This window comes from Candidatus Methylomirabilota bacterium, assembly GCA_035764725.1.
Classification (GTDB): domain Bacteria; phylum Methylomirabilota; class Methylomirabilia; order Rokubacteriales; family CSP1-6; genus DASRWT01.
Genome location: DASTYT010000131.1, coordinates 1 through 19,654 on the forward strand (window position 1 = coordinate 1; position 19,654 = coordinate 19,654).

The 19,654-nt window shown below is 69.9% G+C and carries 22 protein-coding genes and 1 pseudogene; 10 read left to right on the plus strand and 13 right to left on the minus strand.

The window, feature by feature from the left end:
- On the plus strand, window positions 1-1,017 hold a 1,017-nt coding region (gene nrfD, locus VFX14_21860), incomplete at its 5' end, for an NrfD/PsrC family molybdoenzyme membrane anchor subunit (protein ID HEU5192345.1).
- 1 nt (window position 1,018) lies between these two features.
- Window positions 1,019-1,531, plus strand: a complete 513-nt coding sequence (locus tag VFX14_21865) for a cytochrome c (protein HEU5192346.1) — start codon at window positions 1,019-1,021, stop codon at window positions 1,529-1,531.
- A 14-nt stretch (window positions 1,532-1,545) separates the two neighbouring features.
- Here the strand turns inward: VFX14_21865 and VFX14_21870 are convergent, their stop codons facing one another.
- Window positions 1,546-1,938 carry a YciI family protein gene (locus VFX14_21870; protein HEU5192347.1) on the minus strand — a complete coding sequence of 131 codons (393 nt, stop codon included), beginning with the start codon at window positions 1,936-1,938 and terminating at the stop codon, window positions 1,546-1,548.
- 37 nt (window positions 1,939-1,975) lie between these two features.
- Window positions 1,976-3,190, minus strand: a complete 1,215-nt coding sequence (locus VFX14_21875; protein HEU5192348.1) for an MFS transporter — start codon at window positions 3,188-3,190, stop codon at window positions 1,976-1,978.
- Window positions 3,191-3,306: 116 nt separating this feature from the next.
- Between VFX14_21875 and VFX14_21880 the strand changes: the two are divergent.
- A pseudogene (locus VFX14_21880) lies at window positions 3,307-3,507 on the plus strand (YciI family protein).
- A gap of 30 nt (window positions 3,508-3,537) precedes the next feature.
- Here VFX14_21880 and VFX14_21885 read toward each other — a convergent pair.
- From VFX14_21885 to VFX14_21895, 3 genes are read right to left on the minus strand one after another with little or no spacing between them, the layout of a single operon-like run.
- Window positions 3,538-4,080 carry an SRPBCC family protein gene (locus VFX14_21885; protein ID HEU5192349.1) on the minus strand — a complete coding sequence of 181 codons (543 nt, stop codon included), beginning with the start codon at window positions 4,078-4,080 and terminating at the stop codon, window positions 3,538-3,540.
- 7 nt (window positions 4,081-4,087) lie between these two features.
- Window positions 4,088-4,573, minus strand: a complete 486-nt coding sequence (locus VFX14_21890; protein ID HEU5192350.1) for a DUF1579 domain-containing protein — start codon at window positions 4,571-4,573, stop codon at window positions 4,088-4,090.
- Between the two features lie 20 nt (window positions 4,574-4,593).
- Window positions 4,594-5,802, minus strand: a complete 1,209-nt coding sequence (locus tag VFX14_21895) for a serine hydrolase domain-containing protein (GenBank protein HEU5192351.1) — start codon at window positions 5,800-5,802, stop codon at window positions 4,594-4,596.
- 81 nt (window positions 5,803-5,883) lie between these two features.
- Between VFX14_21895 and VFX14_21900 the strand changes: the two genes are divergently transcribed.
- On the plus strand, window positions 5,884-6,327 hold the full coding sequence (locus tag VFX14_21900) for a YciI family protein (GenBank protein ID HEU5192352.1): 444 nt from the start codon (window positions 5,884-5,886) through the stop codon (window positions 6,325-6,327).
- A gap of 78 nt (window positions 6,328-6,405) precedes the next feature.
- Here VFX14_21900 and VFX14_21905 read toward each other — a convergent pair whose 3' ends face one another.
- Genes VFX14_21905 through VFX14_21920 form a run of 4 tightly spaced genes read right to left on the minus strand, consistent with a single transcriptional unit; the run spans window position 6,406 to window position 10,178 of the window.
- Window positions 6,406-6,777, minus strand: a complete 372-nt coding sequence (locus VFX14_21905; protein HEU5192353.1) for a DoxX family protein — start codon at window positions 6,775-6,777, stop codon at window positions 6,406-6,408.
- A 17-nt stretch (window positions 6,778-6,794) separates the two neighbouring features.
- Complete coding sequence (locus tag VFX14_21910; GenBank protein HEU5192354.1) at window positions 6,795-8,276, minus strand: amidase family protein; 1,482 nt, start codon at window positions 8,274-8,276, stop codon at window positions 6,795-6,797.
- 10 nt (window positions 8,277-8,286) lie between these two features.
- Complete coding sequence (locus tag VFX14_21915) at window positions 8,287-8,649, minus strand: VOC family protein (protein HEU5192355.1); 363 nt, start codon at window positions 8,647-8,649, stop codon at window positions 8,287-8,289.
- Window positions 8,646-10,178: an MFS transporter gene (locus VFX14_21920; GenBank protein HEU5192356.1), complete on the minus strand. Its 1,533-nt coding sequence runs from the start codon at window positions 10,176-10,178 to the stop codon at window positions 8,646-8,648. The genes VFX14_21915 and VFX14_21920 overlap by 4 nt, the downstream gene beginning before the upstream one ends.
- Before the next feature lie 390 nt (window positions 10,179-10,568).
- Here VFX14_21920 and VFX14_21925 point away from each other — a divergent pair, with 390 nt between their 5' ends.
- Complete coding sequence (locus tag VFX14_21925; protein HEU5192357.1) at window positions 10,569-11,564, plus strand: ABC transporter substrate-binding protein; 996 nt, start codon at window positions 10,569-10,571, stop codon at window positions 11,562-11,564.
- 83 nt (window positions 11,565-11,647) lie between these two features.
- Here the strand turns inward: VFX14_21925 and VFX14_21930 are convergent, their stop codons facing one another.
- Window positions 11,648-12,538, minus strand: coding sequence for an SDR family oxidoreductase (locus VFX14_21930; GenBank protein ID HEU5192358.1), 891 nt, complete (start codon window positions 12,536-12,538; stop codon window positions 11,648-11,650).
- Window positions 12,539-12,600: 62 nt separating this feature from the next.
- On the opposite strand from VFX14_21930, the gene VFX14_21935 reads away from it, so the two are divergent.
- From VFX14_21935 to VFX14_21945, 3 genes are all read left to right on the plus strand, one after another.
- Window positions 12,601-13,557, plus strand: a complete 957-nt coding sequence (locus VFX14_21935) for a D-2-hydroxyacid dehydrogenase (GenBank protein ID HEU5192359.1) — start codon at window positions 12,601-12,603, stop codon at window positions 13,555-13,557.
- Window positions 13,558-13,719: 162 nt separating this feature from the next.
- Entirely contained in the window at window positions 13,720-14,145 is a 426-nt protein-coding gene (locus VFX14_21940; GenBank protein ID HEU5192360.1) for a hypothetical protein, read from the plus strand.
- Window positions 14,146-14,147: 2 nt separating this feature from the next.
- Complete coding sequence (locus VFX14_21945) at window positions 14,148-14,621, plus strand: hypothetical protein (GenBank protein HEU5192361.1); 474 nt, start codon at window positions 14,148-14,150, stop codon at window positions 14,619-14,621.
- A 19-nt stretch (window positions 14,622-14,640) separates the two neighbouring features.
- On the opposite strand, the gene VFX14_21950 is transcribed toward VFX14_21945, so the two are convergent.
- Entirely contained in the window at window positions 14,641-15,366 is a 726-nt protein-coding gene (locus VFX14_21950) for a nuclear transport factor 2 family protein (GenBank protein HEU5192362.1), read from the minus strand.
- Window positions 15,367-15,497: 131 nt separating this feature from the next.
- On the opposite strand from VFX14_21950, the gene VFX14_21955 reads away from it, so the two are divergent.
- On the plus strand, window positions 15,498-16,328 hold the full coding sequence (locus VFX14_21955) for a helix-turn-helix transcriptional regulator (protein ID HEU5192363.1): 831 nt from the start codon (window positions 15,498-15,500) through the stop codon (window positions 16,326-16,328).
- A 167-nt stretch (window positions 16,329-16,495) separates the two neighbouring features.
- On the opposite strand, the gene VFX14_21960 is transcribed toward VFX14_21955, so the two are convergent.
- On the minus strand, window positions 16,496-17,878 hold the full coding sequence (locus VFX14_21960) for a sigma-54 dependent transcriptional regulator (protein ID HEU5192364.1): 1,383 nt from the start codon (window positions 17,876-17,878) through the stop codon (window positions 16,496-16,498).
- A gap of 2 nt (window positions 17,879-17,880) precedes the next feature.
- Entirely contained in the window at window positions 17,881-19,206 is a 1,326-nt protein-coding gene (locus VFX14_21965; GenBank protein ID HEU5192365.1) for an ATP-binding protein, read from the minus strand.
- A 262-nt stretch (window positions 19,207-19,468) separates the two neighbouring features.
- Between VFX14_21965 and VFX14_21970 the strand changes: the two genes are divergently transcribed.
- Window positions 19,469-19,597 (plus strand): hypothetical protein, encoded by a 129-nt coding sequence (locus VFX14_21970; GenBank protein ID HEU5192366.1) that lies wholly within the window; start codon window positions 19,469-19,471, stop codon window positions 19,595-19,597.
- The last annotated feature ends 57 nt before the right edge of the window (window positions 19,598-19,654 follow it).

The window sequence follows — 19,654 nt, forward strand, 5'->3', positions numbered from 1 at the left end:
GCCCTCGGCGGCGTCGGCTTCACGATTACCGCCCTGGTCGAGATCCTGGGCCGCCATCGTTACCATGCGCTCCTGCGCCCGGCCGTGCTCATGGGGCTGCTCCTGTACGCCAGCGCCATCGTCATGCTGATGGTGGAGCTCGGGCGGCCGTGGATGGTGTGGATGATCCTCGTGTCCTGGGCGCCCACCGCCGCGCTCTACGAGGTCGGCTGGTGCGCCTTCCTCTACCTCTCCGTGCTCGCCATCGAGTTCGCGCAGGTGCCGGCGGAGGAGCTCGGCTGGGGCCGCGCGCTCCGCGTGATCCGGACCATCTACATGCCCATCATGCTGCTGGGCGTGACGCTCTCGCATCTCCACCAGTCCTCGCTGGGCACGCTGCTGGTGCTGATCCCCCACAAGATCAACGTGCTCTGGTGGTCGGAGAATCTCCCGCTGCTCTTCCTCTTCTCGGCCATGATGGCGGGCCCCGCGCTGGCCATCCTCGAGCACCTGGCCGCCGCACGCTGGCTGGGCTTCACGCCGCGCATGGCGATGCTGGGGAGCCTGGCGCGCATCGAGGTGTGGGTCGTCGGCCTCTTCCTCGCGTTCCAGATGGGCGATCTCCTGGCCCGCGGCGCTTCCGACGCCATGCTCGCCTGGAACTGGTTCGCCGTCTCGTTCTGGGTGGAGGTGGGGCTGGGGCTCCTGGTCCCGCTGGTGCTCCTCATGCTCCCGGAGGTGCGGCAGCGCCCGGCCGGGCTGGCCACGGCGTGCGCTCTCATCGTGGGCGGGGTGCTGCTACACCGGCTCAACGTGGCAGTCATCGGCCTCCGCGTCCGGCACTGGGAGACCTATGTGCCGGCGCTGGCCGAGGTCGGGATCACGCTGGGGATCACGGCGGGGGCCGTGTTCGTCTACGGTGTGCTGATCCGCGTGCTGCCGATCCACGAGGAGCTGCGCGCGCCTCACGCGGCGTCGCGCCCGCACGCCGCGCCCGCCGGGGCCGTTCATGGCGCGGGCCGGGCCACCGCGTCCTGACATGATCTCCGGCGTCCGCATCGTCGTCACGCTGGTGGTGCTGGCCAATCTCATCCTGACCCTCGCGCTGATCGCGCAGGTGCGCGAGGTGCGGCAGCGCGTGGCGGCCCTGCCGGCGGACGTGGCCACCAAGCGCGACATCGCCGCTCTGCGCCCGCTGCCCATCCGGCAGATCCTCACGCAGAACTGCATCGGCTGTCACACCGCGCGGCGGCTCGGCGCGGCGGCGGTGCTCGAGCCCGCGCAGCTCCAGAAGACCATCGAGCGCATGCAGACGCATCCGGGCGCCGACATCACGGACGACGAGCTCGAGAAGATCGGCGCCTCGATGCTGGTGCTGCGCTGCGCGCGCTGCCATGACGAGACGACGGTAAACCTGATGGTGCTGAAGACCGCGCCGGAGCGCCTCGCCACCATCAGGCGCATGGCGGCGCTGCCCGGATCGGGCGTGCGGCCGGATCAGGCGGTGGCGATCGCCAAGGCGTTCGACACGCTGCTGGCGCTACCCCACTAGCGAGCGGCGCTCGCTCAGAAGCGCGGCGCGGGCCGCGGGCCCGTGTCCATCCCCTCCAGCCCGTCGCGCAGCGGGCGAATCTCGATGGCCAGGCCCGCCTGCGCCAGCGGGTGATGCCGGGTGAAGTCGAGCACCTCGTCGAGGTTCGGCGCCTCCAGGATCATGTAGCCGGCGAGCTGCTCCTTGGTCTCGGCGAAAGGCCCGTCGGTGATGAGGGGCCGGCCGTCCTTGATCCGGACCATCGTGGTGGTGTCCGTGCCCTGCAGGCGCTCGCCGCCCAGATAGAAGCCACCGGCTCTCCGAGGCTCCGCATAGTCGATGGCCTTCTGCACGAGCCCGCGCTGCTCCGCCGCCGTGAGGGCGTCCCACCACTTCTCGTCCTTGTAGATGAGGAGCATGTAGCGCATCGCGTGCCTCCCGAGGCGGGGTCCGGCGCCCCGCGCGTCAGCCCGCCACGCTCGGCGTGGGCAGGGGTACCTGCACCGGCTGCGGCGGGCGGAAGGTGGCGGCGATGGCCACCGCGCCCAGCCCGATGCCGGCCGAGCCCGCGAAGAGCCAGAAGTAGCTGCCGAAGGAATCGTAGAAGAAGCCGCCCGCCACGGGACCGATGGCCATGCCGAGCGTGGCCACCGCGCCGAGGGCGCCGAACACCGTGCCCATGATCTTGGCGCCGAAGTACTCGCGCACCACGATGGCGTAGAGCGGCATCACGCCGCCGTAGGAGAAGCCGAACCCGAGCGCGAGGGCGTAGAAGGCCGCCGTCGTCCCGATCACGGTGTAGAGCGCGATGGCCGTGGCCTGCGCGGTGAGACCGATCAGGATCATGCGCTTGGCGCCGATGCGGTCGGCGATGAGCCCGCAGAGGATCTTGCCGCCGAGGGAGCCAATGCCCGCCACGCCGAACACGGTGGCCGCGGTCATGGCGCTGACGCCGTGGTCCATGGCGTTGCTCACCATGTGGAAGATGGGGCCCGAGTGCGCCGCGCAGCAGAAGAAGTGCGTGAAGGCGACCGCGGCGAATTGGGGCGTGCGAAAGGCCTGGGCCGCCGTCAGCTCGGGCCCCGCCGGGATGCCCGCCGCGGCGGGCGAGGAGCCGGCCACGCTCGCTGGCTCGCGCACGAGGAGCGCCATGGGGATGATCACGAGCCAGGCGATGTTGCCCACGACCATCATGGCCACGCGCCAGTCGTAATTCGTGATGAGCCCGCGCACCAGCGGACCCAGCACGGTGGAGCCGAGCCCCATGCCCGCGGAGACCAGGGCCACCGCCAGGCTCCGGTTCTCGGTGAACCACTTCGTGGTGAGGGCGGTCAGCGGGGCGTAGAAGGCCCCGACCGCGAGGCCGACCAAGATGCCGAAGGCGAGCTGGAACTGGAGCAGCGTCGAGACCTGGCTGGCCGCCACGAGCCCGCCGCCCAGGAGCACGGCCCCGGAGATGACGACGGTGCGCGTGCCGAAGCGGTCGGACATGGCCCCCCAGAGGAAGGAGCCCAGGCCCATGCCGAGGAAGTTCAGGAGGCCGGCGGCCGAGATGCCGGCGCGGGACCAGCCCATGGCCTGGCTGAGCGGCTGGAGGAAGATGCTCAGCGACATCATCGCGCCCATGCCGATGCAGGTCACGACGAAGCCCACGGCCACGAGGGTCCACCCGTAGAACATGTCAGCCCTCCCCTACCATGGTCGAATGCCGGGGGCCAGGTTCGACACATGGCCGGGTCCGGGAAAATGTCGATTGGCCGGTCCCCGGGCGACCAGAGGCGAGGAGGGGCCCCAGGACCGCCCGCACCGTGAAGGTCCGCGGCGGCAAGGTCCTCAGGACCGACGGCCCGTTCGCGGAGACGAAAGAACAGTTGGGGGGGTTCATCTTGATAGACGCGCGCGACATGGACCAGGCCGTGGAGATCGCAGCCGGGATTCCCATGGCGCGCCTCTGGAGCATCGAGGTGCGACCGATCCTGGAGCTCACGCGCGGCTAGCCTCCCCTGTGGCCGCGCGGGGCCCGTGCGCTACGACTTCGAGGCCGCCTCCGCCGCCGTCTTCATCGCGGCCAGGCCCTTCTCGAACTGGCCGCCGATCATCTTATCCATGTTCATGACCATGTGCACTGCCTTGGCCATGAAGTTGTTCTGGCCCTCCATGCTCCACATCACCAGGGTCTGGTTGGTCCCCTGGGGCATCAGCGTGAACGTGGCGAGGCTGGTGGCGGCGAAGGGCTTGTAGAACTCGAGCTGCACCTTCACCTGCTCGCTGGGGCGGCTCTCCACGATGGTCATGCGCCCCTCGCCCACCTCGTTGTTGCCCGACCAGCGGTAGACCGCGCCGACTCCCGCGGGCTCGCCCTCGTACGACTGCTTCATGCCCGGGTCCATCTTGCCCCAGGGGTTCCACGCCTCCCACTTGTGGAAGTCGTTGATCTGCGCGAACACCGCCGCGGGCGGCGCGGCGATGGTCGTCGCGCGCGCCACGCGAAACTCCGCGGGCCGGGTGGCGACCACCGCGGCCACCCCGGCAGTCACCACCACGAGCCCGATCAGGATCCTCAGCAGCATCGGCGGCCTACCTCACCCGCCGGTAGTGCGCGGTCATGAAGCGGTTCCACGCACCGTCCTCGCCCTGCACCTGCGAGTGGAGGATGCGGTGATCCTCGCTCTCGAGCGTGATCACGTCCTGGTACTGCGCGATCTTGCCGTCGCCGGTAAAGCTCGGCCCCTCGGCGCTGAGCGTCAGCACCTTCTCAGCGGGATCGAGGCGGCCGTCGTAGACCCAGAGCGTCGGCATCATCGAGCCCACCCACGTGCCGACGAACGAGCCCTTCGCGGGATCGTAGCCGAGCGTGATCAGCATCTTCGCGAGGCCGCCGCCCGGCATCTCGCCTTCGCCCTCGCCGATCACCCAGAACTCGCCCAGCGGGCGCACGCTTTCGCGCCCCTTGCTCCGCTCGGCCGGCTTGTCGGGCCCCATGATGCATTCGCCCTCGAAGGTCCACTCGCCGACCAGCTGCTGTAGCCACTTGTGCTGCGTCGTCGCCGCTTGCATCTCCATCGTGTCTCCTTGTCGCGCGATCAGTCGTCGATCGCCTGATAGGCCAGGGTCAGGAAGTCGCGGTGGACGCCTGGTAGCACCGGCGAGGTCCACGCGCGCTGAGTCAAGAGAATCGTCACCATCTGCTCGGCGGGATCACAGCGCCACGTGGTGCCGAGGCCGCCGTCCCAGCCGTACTGCCCCAGGGGCTCGCCGGGATCCTCGCGCCGCGTGACCACGCCGACGCCGAATCCCCAGCCGTGGGAGTCGAAGTAGCCGCCCACCAGGCCCGAGCTCGCCTTCTGCGAGGCTGTGAGCTGATCGGTGGTCATGGTCTCGACCGAGGGCCGCGAGATGATGCGCTCGTGGCCGAAGCGCCCCCTGTCGAGCAGCATCTGCGAGAAGGCGAGGAAGTCGTCCACGGTGGAGACGAGCCCACCCCCGCCGGAGGGAAACGCGGGCGGCTTGCTCCAGTGCCCGCCGCGCGCCTCGTCGAACACCTCGAAGGCGCCGGTCTGGAAATTGGTCCAGTAGCTCGTGGCGAGGCGGTCGATCTTCCCCGCCGGGACGCTGAAGGCCGTGTCCTTCATGCCGAGCGGCTCGAAGATACGTGTGCGGAGGAACTCGCCGAGCGGCTGTCCCGCGGCGCGCGCCACGAGCACGCCGAGAATGTCCGAGCCCGTGTGGTACATCCACCGATCGCCGGGCTGATGCATGAGGGGCAGCGTGCCGAAGCGGCGCATCCACTCATCGGGCGCGGGCGCGTCCTGCGGCCGCGGCGGGCCCACCGCGAGGCCCGTGTCCTGAAGCGCCTTCAGGATCGGATAGGCGCCGGGCGGCGCCATGACGAGGCCGAAGCCCAGGCGGAACGTGAGGAGGTCGCGCAGCGTGATGGGCCGGGCCGCGGGCACCGTCTCCTCGAGCGGCCCGTCGAGGCGCTTGAGCACCCGGCGATTGCCGAGCTCGGGAAGGAGCGCGTCGACGGGATCGTCGAGGCGCAGCCGGCCCTCCTCCACGAGGATGAGCGCGGCCACCGCGACGACCGGCTTGGACATCGAGGCCACGCGGAAGATGGTGTCCCGCTGGACGGACGCGCGCCCGCTCAACGCCATGCGCCCGATCGCGTCCACGTGTGTCTCGCCCCGTCGGCATACCAGCGTGACCAGGCCGGGAATGCCGCCATGCTCGACGTGGCCGGCCATGACGTCGTGCATCCGGCCCAGCCGCGCCTTTGAAAGTCCGCTAGTCATTGGCTCATTTCTCCTTCACCCTGTAATCACCCCTAGTCGAACAGGCCCTGCCTCATTCGACAAGGGGTAAGGAGGAGTGACATGCGATTCATGATCCTGGTGAAAGCGAACAAAGATTCCGAGTTGGGGAGAATGCCCAGCGCCGAGCTCATCGCGGCTATGGGGCGTTACAACGAGGAGATGGTGAAGGCGGGCGTGATGCTGGCCGGCGAGGGCCTGAAGGAGACCTCCCAGGGCGTCCGCGTGAAGTTCGGCAAGTCGAAGGGCGCCACCCCCACGATCAAGAACGGCCCCTTCACGCCGGTGAGCGAGCAGCTCGCGGGCTTCTGGATGATACAGGTGAAGTCGAAGGACGAGGCCATCGACTGGGCAAAGCGCATCCCGTTCAGCGAGGGCGAGGAAGTGGAGATCCGCCCGGTGTTCGAGGTGGAGGACTTCCCCGCGGAGGTGATGCCGCCCGAGGAGGTGGCGAAGGAACAGGCGCTGCGCAAGGAGCTCGAGCACCGAAGCGCGGGCCGCTCCTAGCCCACGCACACGCGGCCCGGCCCACCGCGGGCCGGGCCGTCTTTCGTCGCGGAGACCCCGCGATCAGCGTCCTCGTCATCAGCGCCGGACGGGCAGGACCTCCTTCAGCCGCGGCTCCCTCAGATACATCGCCAGCCAGACGAAGAGCGCCAGGAGAATCTGCAGCCAGAAAGGATCCCCCACCCGCCAGTGCGTGCAGATGGCGCCGCCGATGTAGCCGGTGAGCAGCACGGTGCCGAGCACGGCCACGGGTCGGATCAGGTAGAGGATGGCGCAGGATGCCTCGAGAATGCCCAGGGGGATCAGCATGCGCTCGGGAAGCCCCAGATGAGCGATGCCTTCCTTCACCTCGGCGTTGTTGACGAACTTCATGGCGGCGCTGAACAGGAACAGCAGCGTGATCAGCACCGAGAGGCCCCGTCCCACCCACACGACCTTGCTCGCGGCCACGTAGCCCTCCTTGTGAGTTAGCCGCGCGCGCCGGACGCGAGCGGTGGCGGCACGAAGCCGCCGACGACCTGCTCGACGCGCGCCGCGATGTCGAGCGGCGTCGCGTCTTCGAGAAATGGGCCCACGATCTGCAAGCCCACCGGCAGCCCGCCCCGCGTGCGCCCCACCGGCAGCGTGGTAGCGGGACAACCGGTGAGTGTGGCGTAGGAAATCCACCGGCTCATCCCGGCGTAAGGCCGCGTGCCGCTGCCCTCGGGCTTGAGCGTGCGGCCTTCGATGGGCGAGTGGTCGTGCGGGAACGCGGGCATGAACGCGGTGGGCAGGAGGAACGCGTCATGGGTTTTGAAGTACTCCGCCCAGGTGGCGCGCGCGGCCAGGCGCCTCCCGGTCTGCGGCAGCCACTCGCGATGGAATGCGACGGTGCCGTGGGAAAAGACTTTGTCGGTGCCCCTGGCGACCTCGTCCTGCGTGCGCTTGAAGTCGGCGTCGGGCAGCGTCATCGAGAAGAACGCGCCCAGCAGCCAGCCGTAGAGCTGATACTGCCCGATCGGGTCCACGCCCGCGGGCCAGCCTTCCGTCAGCCGCGCGCCCGCCTTGCGCAGCGCCGCAGTCGCCTCCGCGAGCACGGCTTTCATCCCCGAGTCCACGGGGTAGCTCGGATCGTCGAGCACGTAGCCGATGCGGTAGTCGCGAAGCGTCTTGCCGCGCGACGGCGGCGGCCGGTACGCGTAGGCCACCGCATCGGGGGCGTCGGGCCCCGCGAGCACGCCCAGCTCGAGCCGTAGATCCTCGGCGCTTCGCGCCATCGGCCCGGCCACCGGCAGCTCCGAGTAGGTGCCGCCCTGGCCGGGGAGCGGCGGGATGTGGCCGCGCATCGGCACGACGTTCCACGTGGGCTTGTGGCCGTAGATTCCGCAAAAGTGGGCGGGGACGCGGATCGAGCCGGCGATGTCGCTGCCAACCTCGAGAAAGCCCAGCCCCGCCGCCAGCGCCGCCGCCCCGCCGCCGGTGGAGCCGCCCGGCGTGCGCGTCAGATCCCAGGGGTTGTTCGACTGGCCCGTCACGTCGTTGAAGGCCTGCCAGTCTGCCGCCCATTCCGGCGTGTTGGTCTTGCCCACGATCACCGCGCCGGCGGCCTTGAGGCGCGCGACCACCACCGCGTCCTCCTCCGGCACGTGCCGCTCGAGCATCTTCGAGCCCGCGGTGGTGCGCACGCCCTTGGTCGCATAGGTGTCCTTCACCACGATGGGGAGGCCGTGGAGCGGCCCGAGCTTCGCGCTCTTGCCGCTCCGCTTCCCCCGTTGCGCGTCGGCGCGCTTCGCCGCGGCCAGCGCCTCGTTGGGCGTGACCGTGACGAAGCAGTTGAGCGCGGGGTTCAGCTTGTCGATGCGCGCCAGCACGTGTTCCGTCAATTCACGTGAAGACATCGCGCCGCGCCGGAGCGCGGCCAAGGCCTGGGTCGCCGTGCCGAAGTCGGGATCGAACACGGTGCGCGCCACCGTTCCCTCCCTATCCCACCCGCTCCAGGAGCTGGATGAGGTTCCCCTCGGGGTCCTTGAGCGTGGCGATGCGGAACTGACCGTAGTCGGTGGGCCGCTCCACGAACTCGACGCCGGCGTCCTTGAGCCGCTGGAACTCCGCCTTCGCGTCGTCGGTGATCAGGCTCACCATGTGCCGTGCGGGGTCCGCGTTCTTCCCATGCACCTCGCTGTGCGTGCCGAGACACAAGACGGGTGTGCCCGGCTGCCCGAGCACCACGAAGCCCTCCGTCTGCACGCCCACGGAAAGGCCGAGCGTGTCCCGGTAGAACGGGAGCAGCTGCTTGTTGAGGTCCTCGCTCCAGATCGTCGCACCGCCGAATCCCTTGATCATGACGAACCTCCTTGCCACGCCACCCGGCGCAGCGTCATCACGGCCGTGACCGCCGCGGCCAATACCACCGCCGCGCCGATCACCGCCGTCATCTCGAGCCCCTGTGCGAAGGCCTCCCGGGCACGTGCCATCAGCTCCACGCCCAGCGGGCCCCCGACGCTGGCCGCCGCCGAGAGCGCCCCGCCCAGCGTGGCTCGCGCCGTCTCGGCCTTCTCCGCGGGGATACCCGCGGGCAGCGCCTCCGCCATCATCCCGCGGTACACCGCCGCGCCGATACTTCCCAGGATCGCGATGCCGAGCGCCCCGCCCAGCTCGGCGCTGGTCTCCGACATAGCGGAGGCCGCGCCGGCTCGTTCGGGCGGTGCGCTCGCCACGATCATGTCCGTGGCCAGGATGTACACGGGCGCCAGGCCCAGCAGCACCACGATGGAGCCGATCACGATGGGGGGAAGTCCGTACTCCCCGTCCACCCAGGTGAGCACGCTCAACCCGACGGCGCAAATGATCAGCCCGCCCGCCATCATGAGCCACGGCCGCACGTGCCGCAGCACCACCGGCGTCAGCAGCGAGCCCACGATGAACGCGGCAGAAGACGGCACCGTCCAGAGCCCGGCGGCGAGCGGCGAGAGCCCCAGCACGAGCTGGAGGAACTGGGCCATGAAGAAGAACACGCCGTACATCACGAAGAACGCCAGGGTGTTGATGCCGAGCGAGGCGCTGAAGGCCGCGCGCTCGAAGAGGCCCAGATCGATCAGCGGGTCTTCGGGTTGGCGCTGACGGCGGATGAAGGCGGCGCCCAGCAGGACGCCGACGCCGATCGACGCGAGCGGCGTGTGCCCCAGGCCGTACTCCGCGATGCGTTTCACGCCGAAGATCACCGCGAGGATCGCGAACAGGGACAGCGCCGCGCTCGGGATGTCGAAGTGGCCAGGCTGCTCTTCGCGAAACTCGGGCAGGAGCATCGGGCCCAGCACGAGCAGCAGCGCCATCGCCGGCACCGCGAGCAGGAACACGGAGCCCCACCAGAAATGCGCGAGCAGCATGCCGCCAAGCAGCGGGCCCAGGATGCCGCCGATGGAGAAGCTCGTGGTCCAGATGCCGATGGCGGCCGTGCGCTGGCGCGGGTCGTGGAACATGTTGCGGATCAGCGAGAGCGTGGACGGCATGAGCGTGGCGCCGGCCACGCCCAGCACCGCGCGCGCGGCGATCAGCGTGCCCGCGCTCGTGGCGAAGGCGGCGAGCACGGACGCCGCGCCGAACGCGGTCGCGCCCATCAGGAGCAGGCGGCGCCGGCCGATGCGATCGCCCAGCGTGCCCATGGTGATCAGCGAGCCCGCGATCAAGAAGCCGTAGATGTCCACGATCCACAGCAGCTGGGACGCGCTGGGCGCCAGCGCGGCGCTCAGCGACGGCACCGCGAGGTTGAGCACGGTGAGGTCCATCGCCACCAGCAGACAGGGCAAGACAAGCACGGCGAGCCCCATCCACTCGCGGCGGCCGGCCTTCTGGGTGTCGATCGGCGCACTCATCTCACACCTGTCCTCATGGGATGGTCGAGCGGTCCCCGCCGATTCGACAGGGCTGAGCCTCTAGCCTATGTCGCGACCCCTCCCCGCGCCAGATCGCCGCCTCGAAGCCGTTGGATACGGGGCCTAGCGGCCCTGTGCTAGGCTCCCCGGAAGCCCCCGACCGCTGCGTGGTGTGCGGCCGCCCGATGCGGCCCCGAAAGGGCAAGATGGCGTGCTCGAGTACGTGTCGCTGGCGGCGTCTCCAGCACCGGCGGCGCACTGCGGTGCGCGACGGCCTGCTTCTGCTCCGCGCCGAGGTTGACGACATGCTCGCCCTGGTGGAACGGCGACGGTGAGGGCCATCCAGCGGTGGGCAACTCTTGGTCTCAACAAGTTCAGGGAGGACCCCTGATGGAGCGACGGACCTTCCTGGCGATGGTCTCAGGGGGTCTCCTCGCCGCGCCGCTCGCCGCCGAGGCGCAGCCATCCTCCGACATCCCTCGGATCGGCTTCCTGTCGCTCAATCTCACTGCCGGCGATACTCGACCCCGCGAGGCGCTCTTCCAAGGGCTGCGTGATCTTGGCTACGTCGAAGGGAAGAACCTGGTCATCGAGTACCGTGACGCTCAGGGAAGGCCCGACCGATTCCCCGCGCTGGCCGCTGAACTCGCGGCGCTCAACGTGAGGCTCATCCTGACCGGCGGCGGTACCCTCGGGGCCCTGGCCGCCAAGCGGGCGACATCAACTATCCCGGTCGTCTTCGGCGCGGCTGGCGATCCCGTGAGCGAGGGACTTGTCGCGAGCTTCGCTCGGCCCGGCGGTAATGTTACCGGTTTGGCGGTCAACTCACCGGAGCTGGCCAGCAAGTCGCTGGAGCTGCTCAAGCAGGCGATTCCGGGGCTGAGTCGGGTGGCCCTGCTCCACAAGCCGGATGCGGCGCCTCCGGCCGTCACAAAGGAGCGACTCAAGACTTGGGACGCCGCCGCGCGGGCGCTGAGCATGCGACTGCAGGTGGTCGAGGCACGTGATCCGGAGGACTTCGCGCGGGCCTTCTCGGACATGACCCGGGAGCGGGCGGGCGCGCTGACGGTGGTTTCGACCCCGGTCTTCGACGCTGCGCCACGGCGCCTGGTCGAGTTGGCGGCGAGGAACCGGCTGCCGGCCGTCTACACGTTCAGGCCTTTTGCCGATACCGGCGGCCTCATGTCCTACGGGCCGGACATCTCCGATCTCTTTCGCCGGGCCGCGACCTACGTGGACAAGATCCTCAAGGGGGCCAAGCCCGGCGACCTGCCCGTCGAGCAGCCGACCAAGTTCGAGTTGGTCATCAACCTCAAGACCGCCAAGGCGCTCGGCCTGACGATCCCGCCGTCGCTGCTGGCGCGGGCGGATCAGGTGATCGAGTGACAAAGAGCGCATGATCGTGGATCGAGCATCCGCGTGAGCTGCTGGCCGGGGGTGGTCCTACCGGGACGTGATCTTATCGGGTCTTACCGGTCGCGCGCCGCCAGCGCCTCGCGCATCGCCCGCAGCCCCTCGGCGGCGCCGCGAAGGCGCGCCCGCACCCGGGCTTGCGCCTTCGCCACGTTGAGGCCGCCGGCCAGCGGGCGCGCGGCGGGCTGGGCCAGCTCGGCGGTCTTCACCGGCGTGAGCGCCGAGCCGTCCAGCTCGAACGTCTTCACGATGAGCTGGGCGAAGGCCCAGCGGTCGAGCGTCTCGCTGCCCGCCACGTGGAAGAGGCCCTCAGCGCCCTGCTCGCAGAGCTCCACGCTGGCCGCGGCCAGGTCCGGGTTGTACGTAGAGCTGGCGCGCTGATCCGACGCGGGGCGGAACGGGCGGCCCTCCCGGCAGGCGCGGATGAGCTGGTAGACGAAGTTCTTCTCCTGCGCCTCCGGCCCGTACACCACGCTGGTGCGCAGCACGAGCGCGCGCGGGATCGCGTCCAGCAGCGCGCGCTCGCCTTCGAGCTTGCTGCGGCCGTAGACGTTGAGCGGCCGGGCCGTATCCTCCTCCTTGAACGGGCCGCCCACGCCGTCGAACACGTAGTCCGTGGAGTAGTAGACGAAGCGCGCGCCGAGCCGCTGGCCCATCCGCGCCAGGTGCAGCGGCGCGTCGCGGTTGAGCCGCATGGCCTCGTCGGGATGCGCCTCGCAGTAGTCCACGTGGCTGAGCCCCGCCGGGCAGAAGATCCAGTCGGGCTTCACGAACATCACCGCGTGCTCGACCGCGTCCACGCTGGTCACGTCCAGCGGCCAGGCGCCCTCAACCGGATGCGCGGCGTAGGTGCCCGTAGCTTCGTGGCCGCGGGTGCGCAGGGCTTCCATGAGAGCGCCGCCCACCTGGCCGGAGGCGCCCACGACCAGCGCGCGCGCCGGCCTCACATTCCCGGAGCCCATCACGGGTTGCGCCATGATTGGAGCGAGTTTACACTGCCACTCGCCCTATGCCCGCCCCGCTCGTCATTCTCTGGCACGACAACGACGCGCCCTATCGCGAGGCCATCTCGGACGCCGGCCTCGCCGGCGAGGTGCAGGTGATCGCCGTGAAGGGCGCGGCCGAGCCGCCCGCGAATCACTGGGCTCGCTGCGAGGCCCTCCTCGCCTTCCGCGCCAAGCCTGGCCTCCTCCCCAAGGCCGAGCGCCTGCGCTGGATACAGGCGCTCACCGCCGGCGTGGAGGGCTGGCTCGCCCTGCCCGATCTTCCGCCGTCGGTGACGCTTACCGGCGCGCGGGGCACGCACCGGGTGCAGATGCCGGAGAACATCCTGGGCGCGCTTTTTCACATCACCAAGCCCTACGCCGCGATCGTGGAGGACCAGAAGCAGTCGAAGTGGACGCGTCGCGTGTCGGACACGCTCGCGGGGAAGACCCTCGGCATCCTGGGCCTCGGCGCCATCGGCGTGGAGGTGGCGCGCAAGGCCGCCGCCCTCGAGATGCGCGTGATCGGCACCAAGCTCTCGCGCGGGCCCGTCCCCCACGTCGAGCGCGTCTACTCGACGGAGGAGACGGGTGACGTGCTCGCCCAGTCCGACTTCGTGCTGCTGCTCCTTCCGGTGACGCCCGGGACGCGGGGCTACATCGACGCGGCCAAGCTTGCCAAGATGAAGCCCAGCGCGCATCTCCTCAACTTCGGGCGCGGCGAATTGGTCGTGGACCCCGATCTCGTGGACGCGGTTCAACGAAGAGTCATCGCCGGGGCAATCCTGGACGTGTTCGCCGTGGAGCCCCTGCCCGTCGAGCATCCCTTCTGGCGGACGCCCGGCATCACCGTGCTCCCGCACATCGGGGGTCTCCATCCCCAGCGTGACACCGTGGTGGCCGAGCTGTTCGTGGAGAACCTCAAGCGCTTCCTCGCGGGCCAGCCGCTCCTCCACGCCGTCGACCGCGCGCGCGGGTACTGACGCCGCATGCGGTACGCGGTGGCAGGGCTGGCCGCTATTACTATCATCAGCGGGGGCCTCGACATCGTATCCGCTCGCCTCGCCTTCGGCTGCGGCTCGCCAAACGCCCCCGCTCTCCCCCTCGCGGCCGCTAACGCGGCCGCTTGGGCGGGGTTGCGCGGCTTGAAGCGCGTGGGCATCGAGGTGATCTTCACGCCGGATCATCCGCAGCTGGCGCCCGAGGTGGTCGAGAAGCGCCTGGAGGACGCGCTGCTGGCGAGCCCCAACGCGCCCGCGCCCGATGCCAAGAGCCCGGACCGGCTGCGGCTGGTGGTGGCGGTGCGCGAGGTGAGCGGCAACGAGCTGCGTGGCTTCTATCTCCCGATGTCGGGCGCCTACGGTATCGGCTCGGTGCGGCTCACGGTGGAGCGGCAGGTCGTGGTGGTCGGCGAGCGCGGGTCGGGTGCGGGCGCGCCCATCCCCGCGCTGGTCTGGCAGGTAGAGCGTCAGGCGCGAGCGCCCTGGCGGCGCTCGGGCGCGGAGATCATGGGTCTGGTGGACGATCTGGTCGCCAGCTTCGTGGAAGATCTCCGCGGGGACGGAGGGTAGTCATGTCGCGATCGCTGGGCCGCGTTCTGCCGCGCGACCTGCTCGAGCTGCTCTCCCAGAAGGACCTCACGCGTCTGCTCGGCCGCGTGCTCCCGATGATCACGCTGGGGCCGGATGGGCATCCGCACCCGATGCTGTGCACCTACCTGGAGGTCCTCGCTCTCGACCCCAAGAACCTGCGCGTGGCGATCGGCCTGCGCAGCCGGAGCGCGTCGAACCTTCAGTCGCGGCGGGTCGCGACCTTCCTGTTGGTGGATCCCGAGCGCATCGTCTATCTGAAGTGCCGGGCCGGGGCGCCGCCCCGCGTGTTCAACGGGCTGGCGCGCTTCGACATCACCGTCGAGGACGTGCTCGAGGACACGCCCGAGGAGGCGGAGGGCAGCGTGCGGATCACGAGCGGGATCAACTACTCGCCCCCGCATCGCCTCGAGTCGCGCTGGGCCAAGGAAGTGCTGGCGGCCCTCAGGGCAGACTAGGCTCTCGCCCGATGGCCGCTCACGCGATCTGGTAGTCCGCCCGGATCCGTCCGTCCTCGCCCAGCAGCAGTAGTGCGAAACCGGTCGCCGCGGCGGGGCCGCCGCCCTCGGGGACCATTTCCCAGCTCATGCGGATCATGTCGTGGTGGCCGTCGGTGAGCCCGGCCGAACGGAAGGCGAAGCCCTTGGCGCCGCAGACGTCGTAGGCGGCCTGCCACTCCGCCTCGATGCCCGCGTGGCCGTGCCGGGTGCCGGTTTCCGTGGTGAACACGGTGTCAGGCGTCCAGAGCGCGGGGAGCCGGCCCAGCCGCGCGCCGTCGTCCGTCTGGTTCCAGAAGTCGACGTAGCGGCTCACCAGGCGCTCCACCTCGGGCGCGGCCGCCCCCGGCGGCTCGCTGAACTGGCAGTCCTCCTGGATCAGGCCGGCGTCGTCCAGCACGAGCACGCTGAGGCCGGCGGCCGCGATCGCGCCGCCGCCCGCAGGCAGCATCTCCCAGACGAGTTTCACCGCGCCTCGATGCCCCGCGACCGAGCGCGGCCGGAAAACGAAGCCCCCGTCGCGCACCCACGTTTCGTTGGCACTCGCCACCCGCTGCTCGATGGCGGCGTGCCCCCGCGAGTCGAGCTCGCGGTAGCACGTTCGCCCATCTGCCGGCCAGAGCTCCGCGATGCGCCGCCGCCGGGCCTCCACGTCCCGCTCGTTCCACACCGCCACGTAGCGATCGACCAGGGCCTTGATGTCCATCACGCCGCCTCCTCGATAGGTTGATGGGCTCAGTGTGGAAGCGAGGCGCGGGCCTGTCGATTACGCGGAGGTAATGGCTCGCGATGGCCGCGTGGCAGCCCCGGCAACCCTCTGCTAGGCTGCCCCACAGGGTGCGCAAGGGGCCGGGAATCGGCGATCGACTGCGGGCATGGCGCGAGCGGCGCCATCTGAGCCAGATGGACCTGTCGCTCCGCGCCGAGGTGTCGTCACGCCATCTAAGCTTTGTGGAGACGGGCCGCGCGCGGCCAGGGCGGGAGCTGATCCTGCGGCTCGCCGAGGAGCTCCAGATCCCGCTGCGCGACCGGAACGCCCTCCTGGTGTCCGCGGGCTTCGCGCCGGTGTTCCAGCACCGCCCCTTCTCGGACCCGTCCTTCGATTCGGTTCGCGCGATCCTCGAGCTGGCGCTCGAGAAGCACAAGCCCTTCCCCGCCTACGTGATCGACCGGCACTGGACGGTGGTGGCGTCGAACGCTGCGATCCCGGAGATGTACGAGGGAGTGGCGCCGAAGCTCTTACGCCAGCCGATCAACGTGATCCGGCTGATGCTGGATCCCGGTGGGATGGCGTCACGGATCGTGAACCTCGCCGCCTGGCGCGTGCATCTCCTGGCCCAGCTCCGACGGCAGCTGAGCCTCACCGCCGATCCGGTGCTGGAGCCTCTGCTGCGGGAGGCCCTCGCCTATCCGGGCGGGAGCGCGGAGGACGGGGCGCACGCGACAGCCGACGGACCGGCCATGCCGCTCGAGATCGCGACGCGCTTCGGGCGGCTCCGATTCATGGGCGCCACCACGGTGTTCGGCACCCCGGCGGACGTGACCCTCGAGGAGATCGCCCTCGAGGTGCTCTATCCTGCCGACGCGTTCACCGAGAAGACGGTACGAGCCTTAACCGCCCCAGCCGTGAGGGCGAACCCGTCGAAGCAGCCCGCCGCCGCGCCCTGATCCTACGCGCACGCTCCCCGAAGTAGTCGATGACTTGATCGATCCGCCGCGGCGAGTCGTTCTTGATGAGTCTCAGCATGACCGTGAGACGTATTCAAGGCGGGTGCCATTTACAGGGTTCGCATTTCCGGCCCCTTGCGAGACGCCGGGGAAGACTTGGGACGTTTCTACATGGAACGTCCGTTCCGGCCTGAAACACCTGACCAGCGCTCGATTCCGTATTCCTTGAGCTTGCGCCAGAGCGTGGTCCGGCCGATGCCCAGGGCCTCGGCCGCGCCGGAGTGGTTCCCGCCCGCCCGCTCGAGGGTCTGGAGGATGTGCTCGCGCTCCGCCTCGGCCAGCGTGATCTGGCGTGGGAGCGCCGGCGAGGGACCGAGATGCAGCCCCGCGGAGACATGGGGCGGCAGATCCTCTGGCGTGATGGCCTCGTGCCGAGCCAGGATGGCCGCGCGCTCGATGGCGTTCTCGAGCTCGCGGACGTTACCCGGCCAGGGGTAGCGGAGCAGACGCTCCACCGCGTCTGGGGAGAGCCGCAGCGGGCGGCCGAGCTTCTTCGCTGCCTGCGCCATGAAGTGCTCGGCCAGCGCGGGAATGTCCTCCCGCCGGTCGCGCAGCGGCGGCAGCGAGATCTGGATGACGTTCAGCCGATAGAAGAGGTCCTCCCGGAACCGCCCCTCGTTGATCAACGCGCCCAGGTCACCATGGGTGGCCGCAATCACCCGCACGTCGATGATGGAAGGCTGGGTGGCGCCGAGCCGCCGCACCTCGCCGCTCTGGAGCGCCCGCAGCAGCTTCACCTGGAGCGCGGCGGGCATCTCGGCGATCTCGTCGAGGAAGAGGGTGCCCCCGTGCGCCTCCTCGAAGAGGCCGACCTTGTTCACGGTGGCGCCGGTGAAGGCGCCCCGCATGTAGCCGAACAGCTCGGACTCGAGGAGGGTCTCCGGCACCGCGCCGCAGTTGACGGCCACGAAGGGCTGCGCCGCGCGCAGGCTCGCGTGGTGCACGGCCTTGGCGATGACTTCCTTCCCCGTGCCGGACTCGCCCTGGATGAGGAGCGTGGCGTCGGTGGGCGCCACGCGCGCCACCAGCTCCAGCACGGCGTGCATGCCGGGCGCCTGCGCGACGATCCCCGCCAGCCCGAAGCGCTCCCGGAGCTGCGCGCGGAGGTTCTCGTTCTCGCGGCGCAGCTCGCGGCCGGCCAGCGCCTTGTCGATGCGGTGGTAGAGCTCGTCCGGCTCCTGGCCCTTCTCGAAGTAGTCCAGCGCGCCCAGGCGTATCGCTTCCTTCGCCGACTTCCACTCGGCGTAGGCGGTGAGGAGGATCACCTCGGTGGCAGGGGCATGCGCCTTGGCCGCGCGCAGCACATCCAGGCCGTCGCCGTCCGGCATGCGGAGGTCCGTCACCACGAGGTCGAACACCTCCTCGGTGAGGCTCTTCGCCGCAGCCCCGACCCCGTCGGCCTCCAGCACGCGATGCCCGCGCTTGCGGAGGAGGAGCGCGAGCGTCGTGCGCGCCGAGGTCTCGTCGTCGACGACCAGGAGATGGGCCATCGTCAGGCCGCCTCGAGGGGGAAGAGCATGGTCACGCGCGTCCCACGGCCGGGCTCGGAGTCGATGTGGATGCGCCCGCCGTGGGCGGAGACGATGCGCTCGGCGATGGTCAGGCCGAGCCCGCTGCCGTTGGGCTTGCCCGAGTAGAAGGGCTCGAACACCCGTGGCAGCTTCTCGTGCGGGATGCCGGGGCCCGTGTCCGACACCGCGAGGGCCACGTCGCCGTTCTGCCGCGCCACCTCCAGCGAGAGCTTGCCCTTGCCGTCCATCGCCTCCACGCCGTTCAGCGCCACGTTCCACAGCACCTGGGTGATCTGGTCGCGATCGAAGCGGAAGCGCGGCACCGCGGGATCGATGGCCACGCGCACGTCCACCCGCGCGGCGCGCGAGCGGTCGTCCCGGACCAGCGCCCCCACGTGCTCCACGACCTCACCGATGTCGGCGGGGGCGCGGTGCGCCTCCTGAGGTCGGGCGAAGCGCAGGAAGTCGGACAGGATGCGATTGAGGCGGCGCGCCTCCGTGCGAATCGCGCCCAACGTGGCCGCGCGCTCCGCGGGCGTGAGGGCGCTCTCTTCCGTCAGGAGCGCGGTGGCGTTGACGATAGCGGCCAGCGGGTTGCGGATCTCGTGCGCCATGCCCGCGGCCATCTCGCCGGCGGTGGCGAGCCGCTCGGCCTCGCGCAGCCGCGCGTGCAGCCGCTCGCTCTCGCTGCGCGCGCGCTCGAGGACCATAATGATGACCGCGAACGTCGAGAGGAAGTAGATCGTGATGTAGACGCCGTGCACGGTCATGTAGCCGGTGGAACCGTCCTCGGTGTTGACGAACTGGGTCGCGATGCGGTGGAGGCCCCACAGCGTGAGGAGCCCCGCCAGCAGGCGGGCGCCGCGGAAGCGCGGGGTCGGCCCGCTCTGCGGCCAGAAGAGCAGGCCCGCGGCGATCTGAGCCCCGCCCAGCCCCGCGCCGACCAAACGTTGACCTAGATCGTAAGGCCCCAGACAGCCCGCGAACGCGAGGATCACAGCGACACCGAAGCCGGCGAGGGCATCGCGCGCGGTCAACCGATAGTCCCAGCGGTGCGCGAAGGCGGCGGCGAGGGTGAAGCCGACGGCGGCAATGGGCGCCAGCTCGGTGACGAAGCTCGACTGGTCCATCTGGAGCACGAGCACGTCGAAGAGCTTGAGCGCCTTGGACAGCGTGTACGCGCCCCAGGCGAGGAGCAGATACTGGAAGAAGCGCACGCGGTGGGACTGGTAGAGATAGACGAAGATCAGGAGCTGAATGGCGAACGCGACCATCGACACGCACGTCAGGATCATCGGCGCGGGCATGCACACCCTCCCCGGAGTAAGTCTACTCTCCAAGGCAAATCGCGTGCCGGGCACGGCCCCGCGTAGAGCCGCGAAAAATCACGAATGCGTGACGGCGCGGGCGCGCCCCCCGTTCCAATACGAAACGCGAGGCTTTCGACCTGGAACCATTGCCCGAGCCGCCGCGTGGGCGTATTCAATGAATTCGCGCGGCTACGGGCTGGCACGGAGTCTGCTCTCCTGAGCGGCCATGCAGTCCATCACGCTCAGGAGGAATCAGCACATGCGGAAGATCGGAATCGCGCTGTGGGTCGTGGCCTTCGCAATGACGCTGTTCGTGACCTCGGGAGCCTTCGCCGCGCCGCCCGACGAAGTGAATGCCCCGCGCGGTCAGGACAGCGTGGCGGTCTGAGCCTGATGGGCTGGCTCGACGCCAGCGAGCTGTTCCTGATCGAGACCCTGGAGGCCG